This window comes from Pseudomonas sp. MPB26, from assembly GCF_046605355.1.
GTDB lineage: Bacteria > Pseudomonadota > Gammaproteobacteria > Pseudomonadales > Pseudomonadaceae > Aquipseudomonas > Aquipseudomonas cedrina.
In genome coordinates this window covers 1340885-1364703 of the sequence record NZ_CP176793.1, presented here as the reverse complement: position 1 = coordinate 1364703, position 23819 = coordinate 1340885, and the positions used below count along the sequence as shown (strand labels likewise).

The following is a 23819-nucleotide window of genomic DNA, read 5'->3' as shown; positions in this document are numbered from 1 at the left end:
ACGGTCGCGAGTCTAGCACGGCCCTGCCTGCTAAACTGCGCAGCTACGCCAAGGTGCCAAGAGAATCAAGCCATGCAAAACCCACAGAACCTGATTTGGATCGATCTGGAAATGACCGGTCTGAACCCCGACACCGACGTCATCATCGAGATGGCGACCATTGTCACCGACAGCAACCTCAATACCTTGGCCGAAGGTCCGGTGATCGCGATCCATCACAGTGATGAAGTGCTGGCGACCATGGATGAATGGAACACCCGCACCCACGGCAACTCCGGCCTGACCCAGCGCGTGCGCGACAGCCGCATCAGCATGGCCGAAGCCGAAGCCGAAACCATCGCCTTCCTGGAAAAATGGGTGCCGAAGGGCAAGTCGCCGATCTGCGGCAACAGCATCTGCCAGGATCGCCGCTTCCTCTATACCCACATGAAGGCGCTGGAAAGTTACTTCCACTATCGCAACCTGGACGTGTCGACGTTGAAGGAGCTGGCTGCACGCTGGGCGCCAGAGGTTAAAGACAGCTTTCATAAAGGCAGCACGCATTTGGCGCTGGATGATATTCGCGAGTCGATTGCCGAGTTGCAGCATTATCGCAAGCATTTCATCAAGGCGTGATTCGCTTCTTGTCGGTCCTTGTAGTGAGCGGGCTTGCCCCGCGCCGGGTGGCGAAGCCGCCCCAATAACGACACCGCCGAGTTCCAGATAGAACCAGGTCGCCTGGTTTGGGGTGGCTTCGCCGCCCAGCGCGGGGCAAGCCCGCTCACTACACCATTCGCAAGGATCGCCCTCATGCTGCTGATGCTCTACCTCATCGCCATTACCGCCGAAGCCATGACTGGCGCCTTGTCGGCCGGGCGGCGTGGCATGGATTGGTTTGGCGTGGTGCTGATCGCCTGCGTGACGGCGTTGGGCGGCGGTTCGGTGCGCGACGTGCTGCTGGGGCATTACCCGCTGACCTGGGTCAAGCACCCGGAATACCTGGTGCTGACCTCCATCGCTGCGCTGGTGACGATCTTCGCCGCGCCGCTGATGCGGCATCTGCGCTCACTCTTTCTGGCGCTGGACGCCGTAGGCCTGGTGGCCTTTACGCTGATCGGCTGCATGACCGCCCTGGAAATGGGCCACGGCATGTTGGTGGCGTCGGTCAGTGGCGTGATCACCGGCGTGTTCGGCGGCATCCTGCGAGATATCTTCTGCAACGACATCCCGCTGATTTTCCGCCGCGAGCTCTACGCCAGCGTGTCGTTCCTCGCCGCTTGGTTCTACTTGCTATGCCTGTACCTGGAACTGCCTGGCGAACAAGCCATCCTGCTGACGCTGTTCAGCGGCTTTCTACTGCGTCTGCTGGCAATCCGTTTTCATTGGGAAATGCCCAAGTTCGTCTACAACGACGACGTTCACTGACGCGCGGCGTGCTGGTCCAGTGCCCATTCAACGTGTTCGCGCACCAACTCCGACGGATAATTCCGCCGCGCCTTCAACGCTTCCAGCACGGGGATGCTCGATGGCGCGTTGCCCAGGCCTACGGCGAGGTTGCGTAGCCAGCGCTCGTAACCGGCGCGACGCAGGGGCGAGCCTTCGGTGCTGCTGAGGAATTTATCCTCGTCCCACATGAACAGTTCGGCCAGTTGCGCGTTGTCCAGATTGTGCCGCGGCTTGAAATCGCCTTCGGCGGTGGATCGGGCGAAACGATTCCATGGGCAAACGATCTGACAGTCATCGCAACCGAACACGCGGTTACCGATCAATGGGCGCAGGTCCTCGGGGATCGCGCTCTTGAGCTCAATGGTCAGGTAGGAAATGCAGCGCCGCGCATCCAGCACATAAGGGCCGACGAAGGCATTGGTGGGGCAGATGTCCAGGCAGGCGGTGCAGCGCCCGCAATGTTCGGTGCCGTGGGGCGGGTCGACCGGCAACGGCAAGTCGACAAACAGTTCGCTGAGGAAAAAATAACTGCCGGCCTTGCGATTGAGTACCAGGGTGTTTTTACCGATCCAGCCCAGGCCGGCTTGTTCGGCAATGGCTTTTTCCAGTACCGGCGCGCTGTCGACAAAGGCGCGAAAGCCAAAGGGGCCGATCTGGGCCTGGATGCGGTCCGCCAGTTGCTGCACGCGTTTGCGGATCAGCTTGTGGTAGTCGCGACCCAGGGCGTAGCGCGAGATGTAGGCTTTTTCCGGCTGGGCCAGCTGTTGCGCCATGTGTGTGTCGCCGGGCAGATAATCCATACGCAGCGAGACCACGCGCAATGTGCCCGGTACCAGCTCATCGGGGTGGGAGCGTTTGCTGCCATGGGCGCCCATGTAGTCCATTTCGCCGTGGTAACCCGCGTCGAGCCAGCGTTGCAGGTGCTGTTCGTGCTCGGCCAGATCCAGGCCGCTGATGCCGACTTGTTGAAAGCCCAGCTCGCGGCCCCAGTCTTTGATCGATTGGGCGAGGGCGGGCAGATCGGTGGTGATGGCAGGCATGAGACAAGGGAAACCGCAGGTTAGATAGGTATAATTCTGCCAGACATCGGAGCTTGAAGACGCATGCCGCAGACAAAACACGCAATAACCGACGTACAGCGCCTTTTACACGGCCATTTGCCGCAACTGCCTGCACGTTCCCCGGATGCTCATAAAGGCCAGTTCGGCCATCTGCTGGTCATCGGCGGTGACCGTGGCCTCGGCGGCGCAGCACTGCTAAGCGCCGAAAGCGCCTTGCGCAGTGGTGCGGGCATGGTGTCGCTGGCGACGCGCATCGAGCATGTTCCCGCCGCGCTGGCGCGTTTGCCGGAAGTCATGAGCGTGGGGGTGAGTTCGGCCAATCAATTGATGGGCCTGCTGGAAAAAATCTCGGTCATCGTGATCGGGCCGGGGCTCGGCGACGCATCCTGGGGCAAAAGCCTTCTCTCTGTCGCCGCCAACGCGCAACAACCGCAAGTCTGGGACGCCGACGCCTTGAACCAACTGGCCACCGGCAGCGTCAGCCTGCCGGCCAACTGCGTGATCACCCCGCATCCGGGCGAAGCCGCGCGATTGTTAGGCATCTCGACAGCCGAGGTTCAGGCCGATCGCCTTAAGGTGGCGCGCGCGTTGAGCCAGACATTCAACGCGGTGGCTATCCTCAAGGGTGCTGGCAGTTTGATTGCCAGCCCGGACGGACGTGTTTCACGATGTGACCAAGGCCATCCGGCGATGGCGACGGCCGGGCTAGGCGATGTGTTGGCCGGCCTGGTAGGCGCACTGCTGGCCCAGGGCATGCCCGCCTATGAAGCAAGCTGCCTGGCGGTGTGGTTGCACGCCACGGCGGGGGATCGCCAGGGCACCTTTGGTCGCGGTCTGGCCGCCAGCGACCTGATACCGGCCATTCGTCAATTGTTGGAGGAACAGTCACCGTGCCTGAAGTAATTGTTTTCCTGGCCGATGAAGAAGCCATGGTCGCATTCGGCCAGGGCATTGCCCAGGTCACGAACGGAGCAGGGCTGATCTTTCTGGAAGGCGACCTGGGGGCGGGCAAGACCACCTTGTCACGGGGCGTCATTCGCGGACTGGGTCACACCGGGGCGGTAAAAAGCCCGACGTTTACCTTGGTGGAACCCTATGAGATTGGCGACGTGCGCGCGTTCCATTTCGACCTCTATCGCCTGGTCGATCCCGAGGAGCTGGAATACATGGGCATCCGGGATTACTTCGATGACGATGCGTTATGCCTGATCGAGTGGCCAGATAAAGGCACAGGCTTTTTGCCAAAGCCGGACCTGACCATTACCATTACGCCGCATGAGCACGGACGTCAGTTGAAGTTGTTGTCCCAGAGCGTGCGCGGCCAGTCGTGGTGCGCCGCTTTGGCATTGGAATTCAAATAATTGGTGGGGTTAGGTATGCGCTTTCGCGCGTTGGTTGCTGTCGTGGGGGTGTTGCTTGCGGCAATGACTGTCAATGCTCTGGCTGCTTCTCAGGTGAAAAGTGTTCGCCTGTGGCGAGCGCCGGATAACACGCGACTGGTGTTCGATCTGTCTGGCCCGGTCCAGCACAGTGTCTTTACCCTGACGGCGCCCGATCGCCTGGTGATCGACATCAACGGTGCAACGCTGGGCGGGCCGTTGAACGTGTCCACCGCTAACACTCCGATTACCGCGATGCGCTCGGCTCAGCGTACGCCGACCGACCTGCGCGTGGTGATCGACCTGAAAAAGGCCGTGACTCCAAAAAGCTTCTCCCTGGCGCCAAACGCCCAGTACGGCAACCGACTGGTGGTCGACCTGTTCGACAACGCCGCCGATGCCGCGCCGCCGCCTGCGCCGACGCCGAGCGTGGCCACCGTGCCGGCCGTGCCGGTCAACCCGTCGCAGCCGCAGGTCAAGCTGCCACCGCCGCCGCCGGCGCCAGCCGGTAAGCGCGACATCATCGTGGTGATCGATGCCGGCCACGGCGGTGAAGACCCCGGCGCGTCCGGTTCGCGCGGCCAGCATGAAAAAGACGTGGTGCTGGCCATCGCCCGCGAACTGCAGCGCCAGGTCAACGGCATGAAAGGCTACCGCGCCGAGCTGACCCGCACCGGCGACTACTTCATTCCGTTGCGTGGCCGTACCGAGATCGCCCGCAAGAAGGGCGCCGACCTGTTTGTCTCGATTCACGCCGATGCCGCGCCGTCGGCTGCGGCCTTCGGCGCCTCAGTGTTCGCCCTGTCGGATCGCGGCGCGACCTCCGAGACCGCGCGTTGGCTGGCCGACAGTGAAAACCGTTCCGACTTGATCGGCGGGGCCGGCAACGTGTCCCTCGATGACAAGGACAAAATGCTCGCCGGCGTGCTGCTCGACTTGTCGATGACGGCCTCGCTGACGTCCAGCCTGAACGTGGGCCAGAAGGTCCTGAGCAATATCGGGCGGGTGACTTCGCTGCACAAGCAGCGCGTGGAGCAAGCCGGATTCATGGTGTTGAAGTCGCCGGATATCCCGTCGATCCTGGTGGAAACCGGGTTTATCTCCAACTCCAACGAGGCCTCGAAGCTGGCCAGCGCCAGCCATCAGCAAGCCCTGGCGCGCTCGATCAGCGCCGGCATTCGCCAGTTCTTCCAGCAGAACCCGCCGCCGGGCACTTATATCGCCTGGCTGCGTGACTCCGGCAAGATCGCCCAGGGCCCGCGCGACCATCGCGTGCAGCCTGGCGACACCCTGGCCATGCTGGCGGTGCGTTTCCAGGTGTCGGCCGCGACCTTGCGCAGTGCCAACAATCTGCGCACGGATGAGTTGAAGGTCGGCCAGGTATTGACCATCCCTGGCACTGAATTGGCGGCACAGTAATGAGCGAATCAAGCTTGAACAGCGGGTCGCGTATCGAACTGCTCAGTCCGCGCCTGGCCAACCAGATCGCGGCGGGTGAGGTTGTCGAGCGTCCCGCCTCGGTGATCAAGGAACTGCTGGAAAACAGCATCGACTCCGGCGCCGGGCGTATCGATGTCGATGTGGAGCAGGGCGGCGTCAAGCTGCTGCGGGTACGTGACGATGGCAGCGGCATTTCCGCCGATGACCTGCCGCTGGCCCTGGCGCGTCACGCCACCAGCAAGATCCGCGACCTGGAAGACCTTGAGCGCGTGATGAGCCTGGGCTTTCGTGGTGAAGCCCTGGCGTCCATCAGCTCCGTCGCGCGCTTGACCCTGACGTCGCGCACCCGCAGCGCCGAACAGGCCTGGCAAGTGGAAACCGAAGGCCGCGACATGGCGCCTCGGGTCCAGCCGGCAGCCCACCCGGTGGGCACGTCGGTGGAAGTGCGCGACCTGTTCTTCAACACCCCGGCGCGGCGTAAATTCCTCAAGGCCGAAAAAACCGAATTCGATCACCTGCAGGAAGTCATCAAGCGCCTGGCCCTGGCCCGTTTCGACGTGGCGTTTCACCTGCGCCACAACGGCAAGACCATTCTTAGCCTGCACGAAGCCCATGACGACGCCGCGCGTGCGCGCCGGGTGTCGGCGATTTGCGGCGCAGGGTTCCTGGAGCAGGCGCTGCCGATTGAAATCGAGCGCAATGGCCTGCGCCTGTGGGGCTGGGTCGGGCTGCCGACCTTTTCCCGTAGCCAGGCGGACTTGCAGTATTTCTTCGTGAACGGCCGCGCGGTGCGCGACAAACTGGTCGCCCACGCGGTGCGCCAGGCGTATCGCGATGTGCTGTTCAACGGGCGGCACCCGACGTTTGTACTGTTCTTCGAGGTCGACCCGTCGGTGGTGGACGTCAATGTGCACCCCACCAAGCACGAAGTGCGCTTCCGTGACGGACGCATGGTGCACGACTTCCTCTATGGCACCTTGCACCGCACCCTGGGCGATGTGCGCCCGGACGATCAGCTGTCGGCGCCGATCGTGACGGCGATGGTCCGGCCGAGTGGGCCGGAAGCCGGCGAGTTCGGACCCCAGGGCGAAATGAGCCTGGCGGGCAACCTGCTGCAATCGCCGCAACCGCAACCTTCCTATGCCACACCAGGTTCTGGCGCGGGCTCGGGTTATCAGTACCAATACACGCCGCGCCCGCAATCGACGGTGCCGGTGGCCGAGGCCCAGGCTGCGTATCGCGAATTTTTTGCGCCGTTGCCAGGTGCCGAGCCGGGCGCTGCGGTCGCCTTGCCCGAAGGCGGCGGCGACATTCCACCGCTGGGTTATGCGCTGGCGCAGCTCAAGGGCATCTATATCCTTGCGGAAAACGCCCACGGGCTGGTGCTGGTGGACATGCACGCCGCCCATGAGCGGATCATGTACGAGCGCCTCAAGATTGCCATGGCCAGCGAAGGCCTCAGCGGCCAGCCGCTGCTGGTACCGGAATCCCTGGCGGTCAGCCAGCGTGAGGCCGATTGCGCCGAAGAACACCACGCGGTGTTCCAGCGGCTGGGCTTTGAACTGCAACGCCTGGGGCCGGAAACCCTGGCGATCCGCCAGATTCCCGCGCTGCTCAAGCAGGCCGAGGCCAACCGCCTGGTCGCCGACGTATTGGCCGACTTGATGGAGTACGGCACCAGCGACCGTATCCAGGCGCACATCAACGAACTGCTGGGTACCATGGCCTGCCATGGCGCCATCCGCGCCAATCGCCGTCTGGCCCTGCCGGAAATGAACGGCCTGCTGCGTGACATGGAAAACACCGAGCGCAGCGGGCAATGCAACCATGGCCGACCGACCTGGACCCAAATGGGCCTGGACGATCTGGACAAACTGTTCCTGCGCGGCCGTTGATGAGTGCCTTGCCCCCTGCGATCTTCCTGATGGGCCCCACGGCCGCCGGCAAGACCGACCTGGCCATCGAGCTGAGCAAGGTGCTGCCATGCGAGCTGATCAGTGTCGACTCCGCGCTGGTCTACCGAGGCATGGACATCGGAACCGCCAAGCCTTCAAAGGAGCTGCTGGCCCAGTATCCGCACCGTTTGATCGACATCATCGACCCCGCGATGAGCTACTCGGCGGCGGATTTTCGTACCGACGCCCTTGCGGCCATGGCTGAAATCACCGCGCGCGGCAATATTCCGCTGCTGGTGGGCGGCACGATGCTCTATTACAAGGCTTTGCAGGAAGGCCTGGCGGACATGCCGCCGGCGGATCCCCAGGTGCGCGCCGAGCTTGAAGACGAGGCTGCACGCCTTGGCTGGCAGGCCCTGCACGACCAATTGACGGCGGTAGACCCCGTGTCGGCCGCGCGCATTCACCCCAATGACCCCCAACGGCTGAGTCGCGCCTTGGAAGTCTGGCGTGTCAGTGGGCAGACCATGACCGAGCACCGGCAGCGACAATCTGCGCAAAGTGCTGACGCAGGCGCATCTGGACACTCGCAATTGCCCTATACTGTGGCCAATCTGGCCATTGCTCCGGCAAATCGCCAGGTGCTGCATGAACGAATTGCACAAAGATTCACAAATATGTTGGAACAGGGGTTTGTGGACGAGGTCGTAGCTTTGCGTTCCAGAGGTGACCTGCATCCAGGGTTGCCTTCGATACGTGCCGTAGGCTACCGCCAAGTCTGGGATCATCTGGATGGCAAGCTGACGTCAGCCGAAATGCAGGAGCGTGGCATCATTGCCACACGCCAATTGGCGAAGCGCCAGTTCACCTGGTTGCGCAGCTGGAGCGATTTGCACTGGCTGGACAGCCTGGACAGCGACAATCTGTCACGCGCCTTGAAATACCTGGGAACGGTCTCCATATTGAGCTGAGTCCTTGCAATTGCCGTCTATCCTTGGGGGTGTGACGGCCTTGAGCTATCTATTTTCCGATTTTTTATTATTGATCCTTAAAGGAGTGCGGCACATGTCAAAAGGGCATTCGCTACAAGACCCTTACTTGAATACTTTACGTAAAGAGAAAGTGGGGGTTTCCATCTACCTGGTCAACGGCATCAAGCTGCAAGGCACGATCGAGTCGTTCGACCAGTTCGTGATCCTGCTGAAAAATACCGTCAGCCAAATGGTTTACAAACACGCTATCTCGACCGTCGTCCCTGTTCGTCCGATCCGTCTGCCTAGCGCAGCAGGTGATGAAGCAGCTGACGCTGAGCCAGGTAACGCCTGATAGGAGTCTCCTTTGTTCTTTGAGCGCCACGGTGGTGGTGAGCGAGTCATCCTCGTTCACTTGGATGGACAGGACCCTGAGGCGCGCGAAGATCCGCAGGAGTTTCAGGAGTTGGCAAATTCGGCCGGCGCCGAGACCGTTGCGTTTTTTAACGTGCCGCGTCATCGGCCAACCGCCAAATACCTGATTGGCAGCGGCAAGGTCGAGGAACTGCGCGACCTGGTCCACGCCGAAGAAGCCGATCTGGTGATCTTCAATCACACCCTCACGCCCAGTCAGGAACGTAACCTCGAACGTGTCTTCGAGTGTCGCGTGATCGACCGTACCGGCCTGATTCTCGACATTTTCGCCCAGCGCGCCCGTACCCATGAAGGCAAGCTCCAGGTCGAACTGGCCCAGCTTGACCACATGAGCACGCGGCTGGTCCGCGGCTGGACTCACCTTGAGCGCCAGGGTGGCGGTATCGGCATGCGTGGCCCGGGTGAAACCCAGCTCGAAACCGACCGACGCCTGCTGCGGGTTCGCCTGCGCCAGATCAAGGGCCGTCTCGAGAAAGTGCGCAGCCAGCGCGAGCAGTCGCGACGTGGCCGCTCGCGTGCGGATATCCCTACCGTGTCCCTGGTGGGCTATACCAACGCCGGTAAATCCACGCTGTTCAACAATGTGACGAAATCCGACGTGTACGCGGCCGACCAATTGTTTGCCACCCTCGACCCGACCCTGCGCCGTCTGGATCTGGACGACCTGGGGCCGATTGTCCTGGCTGACACGGTGGGCTTCATTCGTCACTTGCCGCACAAGCTGGTCGAGGCATTTCGGTCTACGCTCGAAGAGTCGAGCAATTCCGACTTGCTGTTGCACGTGATCGATGCGGCCGAACCGGATCGCATGTTGCAGATTGAACAGGTGATGCTGGTGCTGGGCGAGATTGGCGCCCAGGACTTGCCGATCCTGGAGGTCTATAACAAACTCGATTTGCTTGAAGGTGTTGAGCCACAAATCCAGCGCGATGAGAATGGCAAGCCCCAGCGGGTCTGGCTGTCGGCGCGTGATGGCAGTGGTCTTGAGTTGCTTGAACAAGCCATCGCCGAGTTGCTCGGCGGCGATTTGTTCGTGGGCACCTTGCGCTTGCCGCAGCGTTTTGCTCGACTGCGTGCACAGTTTTTCGAGCTGGGCGCGGTACAGAAAGAAGAACACGACGAAGAAGGGGTCAGCTTGCTGGCCGTTCGATTGCCGCGCTCGGAACTGAATCGGCTGGTCAGCCGTGAAGGTGTTGTTCCGGCAGAGTTTCTCGAACAACACACTTTGCAATAAAAGCCTCCTAAAGCGGTTGTGCCGCAGCGGCAGGCATTCTGTAGCATTGGTCGGCGCGCCGTGGGTGCGTCTTTGCTTTATCAGATGGAGAGCGCTATGGCTTGGAATGAGCCGGGTGGCAACTCGAATAATCAGGATCCTTGGGGTGGTAAACGCCGCAATAATGGCGACCGCAAGGGGCCACCGGATCTCGACGAGGCCTTCCGAAAGCTGCAGGAAAGCCTGAATGGGTTGTTCGGTGGTGGAAAAAAACGTGGTGGTGACGGCGGCGGTCGGACAAGCAAGGGCGGTGGCTATGGCCTGCTGGGCCTGGGTCTTGTCGTGCTGGCGGCCGTGTGGCTGTACAGCGCCGTTTACGTAGTGGACGAGCAGGAGCAAGCCGTGGTGCTGCGCTTCGGCAAGTACTACGAAACCGTCGGCCCGGGCTTGAATATCTACTTCCCGCCGATCGACAAGAAGTACATGGAGAACGTCACGCGTGAGCGTGCCTACACCAAGCAGGGCCAGATGCTGACCGAAGACGAGAACATCGTCGAAGTGCCGCTGACCGTGCAGTACAAGATCAGCAACCTGCAGGACTTCGTGCTGAACGTCGACCAGCCGGAAATCAGCCTGCAGCACGCCACTGAAAGTGCACTGCGCCACGTCGTCGGTTCTACCGCGATGGACCAGGTGCTGACCGAAGGTCGTGAGCTGATGGCCAGCGAAATCAAGGAGCGCCTGCAGCGGTTCCTCGATACCTATCGCACCGGTATCACTGTGACCCAGGTGAACGTACAGAGCGCAGCCGCACCGCGTGAAGTGCAGGAAGCCTTCGACGACGTGATCCGTGCCCGTGAAGACGAGCAGCGTTCGCGCAACCAGGCTGAAACCTACGCCAACGGCGTCGTGCCGGAAGCCCGTGGTCAGGCCCAGCGTATCCTCGAGGATGCCAACGGTTACCGCGACGAAGTGGTCTCCCGCGCCAAGGGTGAGGCGGACCGCTTCACCAAGCTGGTCGCCGAGTACCGCAAGGCACCTGAGGTTACCCGCGAGCGTCTGTACCTGGACACCATGCAGGAAGTCTTCAGCAACACCAGCAAGGTTCTCGTGACCGGCAGCAAAGGTGGGCAGAACAACCTGCTGTACCTGCCGCTGGACAAGATGATCGAAGGTGGTCGTAGCAGCACCGGCGCGCCGTCCACCGGTTCCAATGCCGCTGCCAACGAAGCGAGCGCCCGTGCGGCCGCTGACTTGCTGCAACAGCAAACACGTACCAGGGAGAGTCGTTGATGAGCAATAAATCGCTGACCGCCCTGATTGTGGGCGTCGTCGTGGTCATCGCTGCCTGGAACTGCTTCTACATCGTGGCTCAGACCGAGCGTGCGGTGCTGCTGCAATTCGGTCGCGTGGTCCAGGCGGATGTCCAGCCGGGCCTGCATGTGAAAGTCCCCTACGTCAACCAGGTGCGCAAGTTTGATGCGCGCCTGATGACCCTGGATGCACCGACACAGCGCTTCCTGACCCTGGAAAAGAAAGCCGTGATGGTTGACGCCTACGCCAAGTGGCGCGTCAAGGATGCCGAGCGCTTCTACACCGCGACTTCCGGCCTCAAGCAGATTGCCGACGAGCGTTTGTCGCGCCGTCTGGAATCGGGTCTGCGCGACCAGTTTGGTAAGCGCACCCTGCACGAGGTGGTATCCGGTGAGCGTGATGCGCTGATGGCTGACATCACGCGTTCGCTGAACACGATGGCGGAAAAAGAGCTGGGCATCGAAGTGGTCGATGTTCGGGTCAAGGCGATCGACCTGCCCAAGGAAGTGAACCGCAGCGTGTTCGAGCGCATGAGCACCGAACGTGAGCGTGAAGCCCGTGAGCACCGCGCCAAGGGTAACGAGCTGGCCGAAGGGATCCGTGCGGATGCCGACCGTCAGCGCCGTGTACTGTTGGCAGAGGCCTATCGCGAGTCTGAAGAGGCCCGTGGTGATGGTGATGCTCAAGCCGCGGCGATCTACGCCAAGGCCTACGGCCAGGACCAGGAGTTCTACGCGTTCTACCGTAGTCTGCGTGCCTACCGTGAAAGCTTCGCGAACAAGACCGACGTCCTGGTGCTGGACCCAAGCAGCGACTTCTTCCGCTACCTGGAAAAATCCAAGTAACAGGCCTGTGATTCTGTAGGCTTACTCCCGTCGGGCGGCTAAAACGCCTGGCGGGGTGATCCTTTCAGAAAACGGGTGTATGATGCGGCAGCCGGGAAATTCCCGGCTTTTTTGCGTCTGTATGTTTGATTCGGCAGGCGTGACAGGTTTTTCGAGGAAAGTGCCCGACGAGGCCGGTTACAGGCCGTTCGTCACGTCGCTCTTGCGCGTGGTTTATGCAAGGGGCGGGTATTTTCTGCTCTACTCAAGGCTCGGCCTAGGGCTGGCCGCCCGGATCAAAGGGGAATGGCGTAATGGCAACGGTAGACCGCTGGCTGCTGCCAGATGGCATCGAAGAAGTACTGCCACCAGAAGCTGCGCGCATTGAAGTAGCGCGTCGCCAGGTGTTGGATCTGTTCCAGAGCTGGGGCTACGAGTTTGTCGTGACCCCCCATATCGAGTACCTGGAATCCCTGCTGACCGGCGCGGGCCAGGACCTGGATCTGCGCACCTTCAAGGTCATCGACCCGCAATCGGGCCGGCAAATGGGCTTCCGTGCCGACATCACGCCGCAAGTGGCGCGCATCGATGCGCACACCCTGCGCCGCGAAGGCCCGAGCCGCCTGTGCTATGCCGGCAGCGTGCTGCATGCGCAACCGCGTGCACTGTCGTCTTCCCGTAGTCCGATTCAGTTGGGCGCCGAGCTATATGGCGATGCCAGCCCGAGCAGCGACGTTGAAGTGATCAGCCTGATGCTGGCCATGCTGCAACTGGCTGACGTACCGGATGTCCATATGGACCTGGGCCACGTCGGTATCTACCGTGGCCTGGCCCGCGCGGCCGGTTTGTCCGGCGAAGCGGAGCAACAGTTGTTCGACGCCCTGCAACGCAAGGCTATCGATGAAGTGATCGCCCTGACCGAAGGCGTGCCTGCGGACCTCGCCGGCATGCTGCGTGCGCTGGTGAACCTGTGCGGTGGCCGTGAAGTGCTGGTGGCTGCGCGCGAACGCCTGGCCAATGCGCCGGCGCCGGTGCTGGCGGCTCTGAACGATTTGCTGGCGATTGCCGAGCAGTTGTCGGCGCGCTTCCCACAGTTGCCGCTGTATTTTGACCTGGGCGAGTTGCGCGGCTACCACTACCACACCGGTGTGGTGTTCGCGGTGTTTGTACCGGGTGTTGGCCAAGCCATCGCCCAAGGCGGTCGTTATGACGATATCGGCGCCGACTTCGGTCGTGCACGTCCGGCTACCGGCTTTTCCACCGATTTAAAAACCCTGGTGACCCTGGGGCGTGCTGAGGTCGAGCTGCCGTCTGGTGGCATCTGGATGCCCGACAGTACGGACGCAGCACTCTGGCAGCAGGTTTGCCAGTTGCGCAGTGAGGGTCAGCGTGTCGTCCAGGCCTTGCCTGGGCAACCATTGGCCGCCGCCCGTGAAGCGGACTGCGACCGGCAATTGATTCTGCAGAACGGGCTTTGGCAAGTATCGCCACTGACTTCTTGAGTTTTCCTGCCGGCCATCGCCGGCACCAAGTTTGCGCGAATGAGGACAAGTGTTATGGGTAAGAATGTCGTAGTCCTGGGCACCCAATGGGGTGATGAGGGCAAAGGCAAGATCGTTGATCTGCTGACCGAACATGCTGCCGCCGTAGTGCGCTACCAAGGTGGCCACAACGCTGGCCACACCTTGGTCATCGATGGCGAAAAAACCGTATTGCACCTGATCCCGTCGGGTGTACTGCGCGAAGGCGTGCAATGCCTGATCGGCAACGGCGTGGTGGTTGCACCGGACGCCCTGTTGCGTGAGATCACCAAGCTGGAAGAGAAAGGCGTACCGGTGCGTGAGCGCCTGCGTATCAGCCCGTCCTGCCCGCTGATCCTGTCCTTCCACGTTGCGCTGGACCAGGCCCGTGAAAAGGCCCGTGGCGAGCTGAAGATCGGCACCACCGGTCGCGGCATCGGCCCGGCCTACGAAGACAAGGTGGCGCGTCGTGGCCTGCGTGTGGGCGACCTGCTCAACATGCCGCGCTTCGAAGACAAGCTGCGTGAACTAGTGGATTACCACAACTTCATGCTGGTGGGTTACTACAAAGAGCCGGCCATCGAGTTTGAAAAGACCCTGGCCGAGTGCAAGGAATACGCCGAGCTGCTCAAGCCGCTGATGCTGGACGTGACCGCCGAGCTGCATGACCTGCGTCGCGCCGGCAAAGACATCATGTTCGAAGGCGCCCAGGGCTCCCTGCTGGACATCGACCACGGCACCTACCCTTACGTGACCAGCTCCAACACCACCGCTGGCGGCGTTGCGACCGGTTCGGGCGTTGGCCCGATGTTCCTGGACTACATCCTGGGCATCACCAAGGCCTACACCACGCGCGTAGGTTCGGGCCCGTTCCCGACTGAGCTGTTCGACGCAGTCGGCGCACACCTTGCCAAGCAAGGTCACGAGTTCGGCGCGACCACTGGCCGTGCTCGTCGTTGTGGCTGGTTCGACGCCGTTATTTTGCGTCGCGCTATCGACGTGAACAGCATCTCGGGCATCTGCCTGACCAAGCTGGACGTGCTCGACGGTCTGGAAGCGATCAACATCTGCACCGGTTACAAGGATGCAGAAGGCAATGACGTTGCCCCGACTGACGCTGACAGCTACGTAGGCCTGCAGCCTGTGTACGAAGAAGTGCCGGGCTGGACCGAATCGACCGTGGGCGCCAAGACCCTGGAAGAGTTGCCGGCCAACGCCCGTGCCTACATCAAGCGTGTAGAAGAACTGATCGGCGCACCGATTGACATTATTTCGACGGGCCCGGACCGCAACGAAACCATCGTTCTGCGTCACCCGTTCGCTTAATAAGCTGTTGATGTAAAAAGCAAAGGGCTCCTCAGGGAGCCCTTTGTCGTATCAGTTCTCCAAGCGGCACGACCCTTGCTGTGTTTCTCTCTTTCGCGGTGCTATCAAATTAATGGCACCCGTGGTGGAGGGATTCCCGATGTCTGCCGTTCTTTCATTGTTACAAAGCCGTCTGTTGCGGCCGGTGTTCGTTACCCTAGGTATCGCTCTTTTGGTGCAAGTGCTGGTAGCCGTCGCTCTCACAAGAAGCACGGTCACGGCGCTGGAAGCGGATCTGGGCAATCGCCTGGGCATCGACAGCCAGAAACTGTCCGGCGAGCTGGCGCAGGCTGGCAAGGAAGTCACGTCCAGCCTCGATAGCTTGTCCACCAATACCCGGCAGCGCTTGACTGCCGGGCTGTCGACGCGCCTGCAGGAAGAGCAGAAGCAACTGCGTGCGACCCTGGAAAAAGACTTGAAAGACTCCGCCAATGATATGGCGCAACTGCTGGCCTCGGTGGCGCCGCGCGCCATGTGGGATAACGATGTGCCGACGCTTTCGGAATTTGCCCGGCGCGCGCAGCGCAATCCCAACGTGCTGTTCGTGGTATATGACGACGCGGCGGGTGAGCATTTGACCCGCTACCTGAATCGTGAAAATCCGATCAACCAGGCGCTGCTGGCCAAGGGCGCTGGTGATCGCGCGTTGGACAAAGTGTTGGATGCGGCCAGGAGCGACCCTTCCGTGTACTACGTCGAGGCCTCCATCAGCCCCAACGGGGTGGAGATCGGCAAAGTCCGCATGGGCGTGTCGACCGCGTCGGTCGAGGCCGACCTGCAGGCACTGGACAAGCGCTTCGCCGCGCTGATCGCCAGCGGCGATCAACTGGTCGGCGACAGCCTCAAAGGCGCAGCGGCCGACAGCGCTGCCGCCATGGGCGCGCGCCTGCAATCGGCGCAAGCCACGGCCACCCAGATGACCGCCAACACCACCAGCGCAGTTCAGGACGCTGCCGGCACCTTGCGCTGGCGCATCGGCATGGGCCTGGCGCTGGTCGGTCTTGGCGTATTGCTGCTGATCGCCATTGTGCTCGGTCGCCGTGTGGTCAACCGCCTGAAGTTGTTGATCGCCGCCATGGATGACCTGGCGGCGGGCGAGGGCGATCTCACCAAGCGCGTGCAGATCAGCAGCAAGGACGAGATCGGCGACATGGCGTCTGCGGTCAATCGCTTTGTGGATAAATTGCAGCCCATCGTGCGCGAGGCGGGCGATGTGGCCCAGCGTACCGGCGTAGAAATCGGCGCCATGACCTTGCGCAACGCCGGGGCTGATGCCGCGGCAGGCTTGCAGCGCGATGAAGTGGCCGAGAGCCTGCGCGCGCTGTCGCAGATGGCCGATGAGGCGCAGGCCGAAAGTCATGCGATGCAGGCGGCATTGCAGCAGGTGGTGGATATCCGCCAGGCCACGGATGAGAACTCGCGCACGTCAACCGAAGTGGGCGGCTTGATCGAGGCGTTGGCAGGCCAGGTGCAGGCAGGTTCCCAGGTCATCGAGCGGTTGGCGCAGCAGAGCGAGCAGATTGAAGTGGTGCTGACGGTGATTCATGGAATCGCCGAGCAAACCAACCTGCTGGCGCTCAATGCGGCCATCGAAGCGGCCCGTGCCGGTGAAACCGGGCGTGGCTTTGCTGTGGTCGCGGACGAGGTGCGTGCGCTGGCGAGCAAGACCCAAAGCTCCACCGGGGACATCCAGGCACATATCGTCGCGTTGCAGCAGGGGGCTCGGGAGGCGGTGGAAACCATCGGCAAGGCCGGGCGCCAGGCCGACGAAGGCTTGCGGGTGCTGCGCGACAGCGTGCGCTTGCAGCAGACGGTGCAGGCTTCGGTGGAGCAGGTGCATGCGGCGATTGGCTTGGCGACGCGTGCGGCTGAACATCAGGCCCAAGGCGCCCATGCGGTGCGCGGGCGGGTCGAAGTGATCCATGCCCAGGCTGAACGTGCCGCTCAGGCGGTGGTAGAGACGACGGCCAGTGGCAAGGTGCTGGATGGGTTGGCGGCGCAGTTGAAGGCGAGTTTGGGGCAGTTTCGGGCCTAGCGTCGTCTGTTCGGGCCCTTTCGCGAGCAAGCCCACATTGACTGCATTCCAAAGTTGGAACCCGATCAAATGTGGGAGCGGGCTTGCTCGCGAAAGCGGTCTCAGCGGCTCAGATACATCCGCGTCGTCAGCAAATACACCGGCAACCCCGACACCAGAATCAACAACGCCGCATAAGGCGCCGCCGCCGCAAACTCCACATTCGAGGTATGCGCCCACACGGCTGTCGCCAATGTATTGAGCCCGGTCGGGCTCAGCAGCAACGTCGCCGTCAGCTCCTTCATCGCATCCAGAAACACCAGCGCAAACGCCGCGCCCAGTGCCGGAAAGATAATCGGCAAGGTCACCCGGCAAAACGCACTGAACGACGACGCCCCCAGTGTCCGCGCAGCTTCTTCAAGCTGCGGCGCGGCCTTGTTCAGTGCCGTTCGAATCGGTGCCTGGGCCAGCGGCAAAAACAGTAGCGCATACGCAATCAACAGTAACGCCGACGTCTGGTACAGCGCCGGCACGTAATGCAGGGCGAAATACACCAGGGTCAGTGCGATCACCAGGCCGGGCAGGGCGTGGAGCAGGTACGGCAGGCGCTCGGCCCAGATCGCCAGCTGGCCTTTATAGCGCACCACCAGCAATCCCACCGGCACCGCCAGGACCAGGCACAGCGCTGCGCCGCCCAGAGACAGTGCCAATGAAGACAGCAGCGCCTCACTGATCTGCGCCACCGGGAATGCCGCGGAGGAACCCACCGCCAGCCAATAGCCGAGCATCCCCAGCGGAATGCCGCTGCCGATGATCGCCAGCGCCAGGCAGTACACCTGGCCCAGCGCTGCCCACTTGCCCAGCCGGACCTGCTCGGCATGCCGCGCCGCGCCCTGGCCGATACGCACATGGCGGCCCTTGCCGCGCACGCGCAGCTCCAGCCACAGCAGCGCCAGGCACATCACCAGCAGCACCGCCGAGAGCATCGCGGCGTTCGCGTTGCTGAACTCCAGTTCGAACTGTTGGTAGATTGCCGTAGTGAACGTCTGCAACCCGATGATCGAGAGCGCGCCGAATTCCACCAGCATGTGCAGCGCAATCAACAGCGCCCCGGCCAACAGAGATGGCCACAGCAACGGCAAAGTGATGCGAAAGAATACGCCCCAGCGATTCAACCCCAGGGTTCGGGCCGACTCTTCCAGCGCGGGATCAAGATTGCGCAGCGTCGCCGCCACCGGCAGAAATACCAGTGGGTACTTCGACAGGCTCATCACCAGGATGGCGCCGGCCAGCCCTTCGAAATTGGCGCTCAGCGATACCCAGGTAAAGCTGCTGACAAACGCTGGTACCGCAAACGGCAGGCACAGGATCACTCCCCAGATGCGCCGCCCCGGCAGGTTGCTGCGCTCCAGCAGCCAGGCCAGGGAAAGTCCGACAACGGCGCAGGCCACGGTCACCCCGACCATCAGCGCCAGGGTATTGCGCAGCAGCCCGAAGACATACGGGCGCCACAGCAGGTGCACCGCCTGCGCCCAGCCGGCCTGCCATGCCTTGAGTCCGACATACGCCAGTGGCAGCAGGCTCAAGCCAACCAGAAGCAGCACGGGCAGCAGCAGCCAGATCGAAGGGCGTTTGCGCCGAGGGCTGAACCCCGCAGCGGTTAGCGATGGGTTCATCAGTTCAGGCCAACGTCACGTTCCAGGTCCAGGGCTTCTTCGGCGTTGCCCAGGTCGGCGGGGGTGACTTTCGGTGGTTGCAGCTCGCTGAAAGGTTTGAGCCCGCGGTTGGACTCCATGCCTTTGCGCAGTGGATATTCGGCCGAGGTATTGGTGATGACGCGCTGGCCTTCTTCGCTGGCCATGAACGCCAGCAGTTGCTGGGCTTCCTTGGGGTGCTTGCTGGATTTGAGTGCCGCGGCCGAAGACGCGGTGATCAGGCCGCCAGCGTCGCCGTTGGTGAAGTAGTGCAGTTGCGAATCCAGGTTGGTTTTTTCTTTCTTCAGGGCAAACCAGTAGTAGTTGTTCACCAGGACGGTGGCTACTTCGCCGTTTTCCACGGCTTTAAGGGCAACCATATTATTGCTGTACACCTTGCCGAAGGCGCGCAGGCCGGTCAGCCATTCTTCGGCGGCTTCGCGACCGTGCAGCTTGATGATCGCCACGGCCTGTTCCTGGAACGCGCCGCTGGTGGGCACGAAACCGACTTTGCCTTGCCACTCGGGGCCGGCGAAATCCAATACCGATTCCGGCAGGTCTTTTTCAGCGATCAATTTGGGGTTGAAGGCCACGACGCGCGTGCGTGCGGTGACGCCCATCCAGTCGCCGTTGGTGCCGACGTAATCCTTGGGCAGCACGTCGAGGGTGCTGGCGTCGATCCTGGCCAGCAGGCCTTGCTCGCCGAGTTTGTTCAGCGGCGGAGATTCTTCGGTGTAGATCACGTCGGCAGGCGAGCGCTCGCCTTCTTCCACTACTTGGCTGGCCAGCTGGTTGCTGCTGCCTTTGCGCACGTTGACGTGAATGCCGGTCTTGGCTTCGAAGGCCTTGGCGAGCTCATCGCCGACTTCTTTGTGCTGGCCGTTGTAGAGGGTCAGGGAAATCTTGTCGGCGCAATAGGCGGTGGGCGAGAGCAGGGTCAGGCCGAGCAGGGTGAGGGTCAGGCCACGCAGAAGGGATGTTGTGAGTCGGTTATCGCGGATCATCATCCGAAGTGTTCCTCGCTTATATGCAACAAATCATTGCAAGGATAAACGATAAAACTTCTCAAGTGCGGTGCAGGGAGGTATCGGGGGTAGAGTTTTTTAGCCCCGGAAACGAAAAAACCCGCTTTCGCGGGTTTGATCTGAATTTGGTGCCCAGGAGAAGACTCGAACTTCCACGACCTTGCGATCACCAGCACCTGAAGCTGGCGTGTCTACCAATTTCACCACCTGGGCATTTATCAGCAGCGCTTGCGCCGTTGATGGGACGAACTATACGGAGGGCCTTTTGATCTGTAAACCCCTGATTCGAAAATATAAATCAAGTTTTTCCGTTGAAAATCAAAGGCCTGAAACGAAAAAACCCGCTTTCGCGGGTTTGATCTGAATTTGGTGCCCAGGAGAAGACTCGAACTTCCACGACCTTGCGATCACCAGCACCTGAAGCTGGCGTGTCTACCAATTTCACCACCTGGGCAACATCAACAACGTTGCCGTCGTCGATGGCGCGCACTATACGCAGCGTACTTTTGGCTGTAAACCCCTGCCATGAAAAAAGCCTGGAAAATTTCGCCAATGGTCGTGCAAGGTGCTTCCCGGGGGCTGCAAAGGGCTTTAAAAGGCTTGATGACGTCTGAAATTTCCCGTTTCAATACGCGTATGCCAAACTAACCCGCATATAGACAAGGTGAAAACTCTCTAATGGCCGATTGGCAGTCCCTCGATCCCGAGGCCGCTCGTGAAGCGGAAAAATATGAAAACCCTATTCCTAGCCGCGAACTGATCCTGGCGCACCTCGCCGATCGGGGTTCGCCTGCTAGCCGCGAGCAGTTGGTTGAAGAGTTCGGTCTGACCACCGAAGACCAGCTCGAAGCCCTGCGCCGCCGTTTGCGTGCCATGGAGCGCGACGCCCAACTGATCTACACCCGTCGTGGCACTTACGCGCCGGTGGATAAGCTCGACCTGATCCTGGGCCGCATCGCCGGCCATCGTGATGGGTTCGGCTTCCTGATCCCGGACGACGGCAGCGATGACCTGTTCATGAGCCCGGCGCAAATGCGCCTGGTGTTCGATGGCGACCGTGCCCTGGCGCGCGTTTCCGGCCTGGACCGTCGCGGTCGCCGTGAAGGTGTGATCGTGGAAGTGGTGTCCCGTGCCCATGAGTCCATTGTCGGCCGTTACTTCGAAGAAGGCGGTATCGGCTTTGTGGTGCCGGATAACCCGAAGGTCCAGCAGGAAGTGCTGATCACCCCGGGTCGCAATGGCGCCGCCAAGGTCGGCCAGTTCGTCGAGGTGAAAATCACCCACTGGCCAACCGCGAGGTTCCAGCCGCAGGGCGATATCGTTGAAGTGGTCGGCAACTACATGGCGCCGGGCATGGAAATCGACGTTGCGTTGCGCACCTACGATATTCCTCACGTCTGGCCTGAGGCTGTGCTCAAAGAAGCCGCCAAGCTCAAGCCTGAAGTCGAAGACAAAGACAAAGAAAAACGCATCGACCTGCGTCATCTGCCGTTCGTCACCATTGACGGCGAAGATGCGCGCGACTTCGATGATGCGGTCTACTGCGAAGCCAAGCCGGGCAAGCTGCGTCTGTTCTCCGGCGGCTGGAAGCTGTTTGTCGCGATTGCCGACGTCTCCAGCTACGTGAAGATCGGTTCGGCACTGGACAACGAAGCCCAGGTGCGCGGCAACTCCGTGTACTTCCCTGAGCGCGTGATCCCGATGCTGCCCGAGCAGCTGTCCAACGGCCTGTGCTCGCTGAACCCGAAAGTCGACCGCTTGGCCATGGTGTGCGAGATGACCATCTCGAAAACCGGCGAAATGACCGACTACCAGTTCTATGAGGCGGTGATTCACTCCCAGGCGCGCCTGACCTACAACAAGGTCAGCACCATCCTGGAAACGCCGAAGACCAGCGAAGCCAAGGCCCTGCGCAGCGAATATGCCGATGTGGTGCCGCACCTCAAGCAGCTTTACTCGCTGTACAAGGTGCTGCTGGGCGCCCGTCACACCCGTGGCGCGATCGATTTTGAAACCCAGGAAACCCGGATTGTCTTCGGTTCCGAGCGCAAAATCGCCGCGATTACCCCGACGACGCGCAACGATGCTCACAAACTGATCGAAGAATGCATGCTGGCAGCCAACGTGGCCACTGCAGAGTTCCTCAAGAAACACGAGATTCCTGCCCTGTACCGGGTGCACGACGGCCCGCCGCCGGAACGTCTGGAAAAACTGCGCGCCTTCCTCGGTGAGCTCGGTCTGTCCCTGCACAAAGGCAAGGATGGCCCGACGCCGAAGGACTACCAGGCATTGCTCGCGAGCATCAAGGACCGTCCGGATTACCACGTGATCCAGACCGTCATGCTGCGCTCCCTGAGTCAGGCGGTGTACAGCGCGGATAACCAGGGCCACTTCGGCCTGAATTACGAGGCGTATACCCACTTCACCTCGCCGATTCGTCGTTATCCGGACCTGCTCACGCACCGCGCGATCCGCAGCGTGATCCACTCCAAGCAGAACACCCCGCACGTCAAGCGCGCCGGTGCCATGACCATTCCGAAGGCGCGGATCTATCCGTACGACGAAGCGGCCCTGGAACAGTTGGGCGAGCAGTGCTCCATGAGTGAGCGCCGTGCCGACGAGGCCACTCGCGACGTGGTGAACTGGCTCAAATGCGAGTTCATGAAGGACCGCGTGGGCGAGTCGTTCCCGGGCGTCATCACCGCCGTGACCGGCTTTGGCCTGTTTGTCGAGCTGACCGACATCTACGTCGAAGGCCTAGTGCACGTCACCGCCTTGCCGGGCGACTACTACCACTTCGACCCTGTGCATCACCGCTTGGCGGGCGAGCGCACCGGTCGCAGCTTCCGCCTGGGCGACACCGTGGAAGTGCAGGTCATGCGCGTCGACCTCGATGAACGCAAGATCGACTTCGGCATGCCTGATAAGCCTGCCGAAGCGCCGGGCAGTCGTAAAAAACGGGGCAGCGAAGCGACTCCGGCCAGCAAAGGCAAGGGCGCTCCAGCGAAAGCTAAACCTGCGGCCACCGAGCCTGCGCCAGCCAAGCCCGGCCGTCGCTCGTCGACCAAGGAAAAGGCCTCTGAGGCCTATCGCCCAAGCGATGCGGCAGCCAAGAATGCCGAGCTGCGCAAGAGCCGCGAATTGAAGCAGCAGTTGCTCAACGAAGCCAAAAGCGGTGGTAAAGCGGCGTCTGGGGGAAAGTCCCAAGGGGCGGAAAAACCGTCGAGCAAGCCGAGTAAACACCGTAAAGGCCCGCCCAAGGCGGGTTCGGCTCCCGCCAAGAGCGGCGGGTCGCGCAAACCTAAGGCCAAGCCATGAGTCTGGAAAAAATCTACGGCGTCCATGCCGTAGAAGCACTGCTGCGTCACCACCCTAAACGCGTCAAGCAAGTGTGGTTGGCAGAAGGCCGCAGCGAGCCGCGCGTACAAGCGCTGGTCGAGCTGGCCACCCAAAACAAGGTTGCCATTGGCCAGGCCGAGCGTCGTGAAATGGACGTGTGGGTGGAAGGTGTGCACCAGGGCGTGGTCGCGGATGTCAGTCCGAGCCAGGTCTGGGGTGAAGCCATGCTCGACGAGCTGCTGGACCGTACCGAAGGCGCGCCGCTGCTGCTGGTACTGGACGGCGTGACCGACCCGCATAACCTCGGTGCTTGCCTGCGTTCGGCGGATGCTGCCGGCGCGCTGGCGGTGATCGTGCCCAAGGATAAGTCGGCCACCCTCACGCCGGTCGTGCGTAAAGTGGCCTGTGGCGCGGCGGAAGTCATTCCGCTGGTGGCCGTGACCAACCTGGCGCGCACCCTGGAAAAACTCCAGCAGCGCGGCCTGTGGATCGTGGGTACGGCAGGCGAGGCCGAGGTCAGTATTTATGACCAGGACCTCACCGGCCCGACCATCCTGATCATGGGCGCCGAAGGCAAGGGCATGCGTCGCCTGACCCGCGAGCATTGCGATTACCTGGTGCACTTGCCGATGGCCGGCAGCGTCAGCAGCCTGAACGTGTCGGTTGCGACGGGTGTGTGCTTGTTTGAAGCCCGGCGCCAACGTGGTGCCAAGGCTAAAGCCATACCGAAGAAATAACCAAGTCTGGCGCAGGTCAAAATGTGGGAGCGGGCTTGCTCGCGAATACGGGGTGTCAGTCGCTAAATTAGTTGACTGATCCACCGCTTTCGCGAGCAAGCCCGCTCCCACATTTGTTTTGCGGTGCTTTAAGATTGTTCAAATAATCACCAATTGCCTTGCGCGCTT

At 61.6% G+C, this 23819-nt stretch carries 18 protein-coding genes, 2 tRNA genes and 2 pseudogenes; 17 read left to right on the top strand and 5 right to left on the bottom strand.

Going from position 1 to position 23819, the window contains the following annotated elements:
- Positions 1-72: 72 nt before the first annotated feature.
- Positions 73-615, top strand: a complete 543-nt coding sequence (gene orn, locus ACLH0H_RS06385) for an oligoribonuclease (protein ID WP_076951854.1) — start codon at positions 73-75, stop codon at positions 613-615.
- Between the two features lie 174 nt (positions 616-789).
- Positions 790-1404, top strand: a complete 615-nt coding sequence (locus ACLH0H_RS06380; protein ID WP_076951855.1) for a trimeric intracellular cation channel family protein — start codon at positions 790-792, stop codon at positions 1402-1404.
- Here ACLH0H_RS06380 and queG read toward each other — a convergent pair.
- On the bottom strand, positions 1398-2465 hold the full coding sequence (queG, locus tag ACLH0H_RS06375) for a tRNA epoxyqueuosine(34) reductase QueG (RefSeq protein ID WP_411381386.1): 1068 nt from the start codon (positions 2463-2465) through the stop codon (positions 1398-1400). The two genes, ACLH0H_RS06380 and queG, sit on opposite strands and share 7 nt — an antisense overlap.
- A 63-nt stretch (positions 2466-2528) precedes the next feature.
- Between queG and ACLH0H_RS06370 the strand changes: the two genes are divergently transcribed.
- From ACLH0H_RS06370 to ACLH0H_RS06310, 13 genes and pseudogenes are all read left to right on the top strand, one after another.
- Complete coding sequence (locus ACLH0H_RS06370; RefSeq protein WP_411381385.1) at positions 2529-3389, top strand: NAD(P)H-hydrate dehydratase; 861 nt, start codon at positions 2529-2531, stop codon at positions 3387-3389.
- The gene (gene tsaE / locus ACLH0H_RS06365; RefSeq protein ID WP_411381384.1) at positions 3377-3847 is read left to right on the top strand and encodes a tRNA (adenosine(37)-N6)-threonylcarbamoyltransferase complex ATPase subunit type 1 TsaE; all 471 of its coding nucleotides are present in this window, start codon (positions 3377-3379) and stop codon (positions 3845-3847) included. The genes ACLH0H_RS06370 and tsaE overlap by 13 nt, the downstream gene beginning before the upstream one ends.
- A 15-nt stretch (positions 3848-3862) precedes the next feature.
- On the top strand, positions 3863-5284 hold the full coding sequence (locus tag ACLH0H_RS06360; protein ID WP_411381383.1) for an N-acetylmuramoyl-L-alanine amidase: 1422 nt from the start codon (positions 3863-3865) through the stop codon (positions 5282-5284).
- Complete coding sequence (mutL, locus tag ACLH0H_RS06355) at positions 5284-7200, top strand: DNA mismatch repair endonuclease MutL (protein ID WP_411381382.1); 1917 nt, start codon at positions 5284-5286, stop codon at positions 7198-7200. The genes ACLH0H_RS06360 and mutL overlap by 1 nt, the downstream gene beginning before the upstream one ends.
- A complete protein-coding gene (gene miaA, locus ACLH0H_RS06350) occupies positions 7200-8171 on the top strand; it encodes a tRNA (adenosine(37)-N6)-dimethylallyltransferase MiaA (protein ID WP_411381381.1) in 972 nt (323 codons plus the stop codon). The genes mutL and miaA overlap by 1 nt, the downstream gene beginning before the upstream one ends.
- A 94-nt stretch (positions 8172-8265) precedes the next feature.
- Entirely contained in the window at positions 8266-8526 is a 261-nt protein-coding gene (gene hfq, locus ACLH0H_RS06345; RefSeq protein WP_016976904.1) for an RNA chaperone Hfq, read from the top strand.
- 12 nt (positions 8527-8538) lie between these two features.
- Positions 8539-9840, top strand: a complete 1302-nt coding sequence (hflX, locus tag ACLH0H_RS06340; RefSeq protein ID WP_307387388.1) for a ribosome rescue GTPase HflX — start codon at positions 8539-8541, stop codon at positions 9838-9840.
- Positions 9841-9936: 96 nt separating this feature from the next.
- Positions 9937-11112 carry an FtsH protease activity modulator HflK gene (hflK, locus tag ACLH0H_RS06335; RefSeq protein WP_076951863.1) on the top strand — a complete coding sequence of 392 codons (1176 nt, stop codon included), beginning with the start codon at positions 9937-9939 and terminating at the stop codon, positions 11110-11112.
- Positions 11112-11978, top strand: a complete 867-nt coding sequence (hflC, locus tag ACLH0H_RS06330; RefSeq protein WP_003188064.1) for a protease modulator HflC — start codon at positions 11112-11114, stop codon at positions 11976-11978. The genes hflK and hflC overlap by 1 nt, the downstream gene beginning before the upstream one ends.
- 293 nt (positions 11979-12271) lie before the next feature.
- Complete coding sequence (locus ACLH0H_RS06325; protein ID WP_411381380.1) at positions 12272-13459, top strand: ATP phosphoribosyltransferase regulatory subunit; 1188 nt, start codon at positions 12272-12274, stop codon at positions 13457-13459.
- A gap of 54 nt (positions 13460-13513) precedes the next feature.
- A complete protein-coding gene (locus ACLH0H_RS06320) occupies positions 13514-14803 on the top strand; it encodes an adenylosuccinate synthase (RefSeq protein WP_124361026.1) in 1290 nt (429 codons plus the stop codon).
- A gap of 112 nt (positions 14804-14915) precedes the next feature.
- Positions 14916-15971, top strand: a pseudogene (locus ACLH0H_RS06315) (methyl-accepting chemotaxis protein); the annotation flags it as partial.
- A 411-nt stretch (positions 15972-16382) separates the two neighbouring features.
- Positions 16383-16877: pseudogene (locus ACLH0H_RS06310) on the top strand (methyl-accepting chemotaxis protein); the annotation flags it as partial.
- A 101-nt stretch (positions 16878-16978) separates the two neighbouring features.
- Here the strand turns inward: ACLH0H_RS06310 and ACLH0H_RS06305 are convergent.
- From ACLH0H_RS06305 to ACLH0H_RS06290, 4 genes are all read right to left on the bottom strand, one after another.
- Positions 16979-18532 carry an ABC transporter permease gene (locus tag ACLH0H_RS06305; RefSeq protein WP_411381379.1) on the bottom strand — a complete coding sequence of 518 codons (1554 nt, stop codon included), beginning with the start codon at positions 18530-18532 and terminating at the stop codon, positions 16979-16981.
- The gene (locus ACLH0H_RS06300) at positions 18532-19557 is read right to left on the bottom strand and encodes an extracellular solute-binding protein (protein ID WP_411381378.1); all 1026 of its coding nucleotides are present in this window, start codon (positions 19555-19557) and stop codon (positions 18532-18534) included. Before ACLH0H_RS06300 ends, ACLH0H_RS06305 begins: the two co-directional genes overlap by 1 nt.
- Positions 19558-19701: 144 nt before the next feature.
- Positions 19702-19788, bottom strand: a tRNA-Leu gene (locus tag ACLH0H_RS06295).
- A gap of 154 nt (positions 19789-19942) precedes the next feature.
- Positions 19943-20029 (bottom strand) — tRNA-Leu (locus ACLH0H_RS06290).
- A 224-nt stretch (positions 20030-20253) separates the two neighbouring features.
- Between ACLH0H_RS06290 and rnr the strand changes: the two genes are divergently transcribed.
- Together rnr and rlmB are read left to right on the top strand one after the other, a co-directional pair.
- On the top strand, positions 20254-22893 hold the full coding sequence (gene rnr / locus ACLH0H_RS06285; RefSeq protein WP_411381377.1) for a ribonuclease R: 2640 nt from the start codon (positions 20254-20256) through the stop codon (positions 22891-22893).
- Positions 22890-23651: a 23S rRNA (guanosine(2251)-2'-O)-methyltransferase RlmB gene (gene rlmB, locus ACLH0H_RS06280; RefSeq protein WP_186692911.1), complete on the top strand. Its 762-nt coding sequence runs from the start codon at positions 22890-22892 to the stop codon at positions 23649-23651. Before rnr ends, rlmB begins: the two co-directional genes overlap by 4 nt.
- Positions 23652-23819 lie beyond the last annotated feature (168 nt).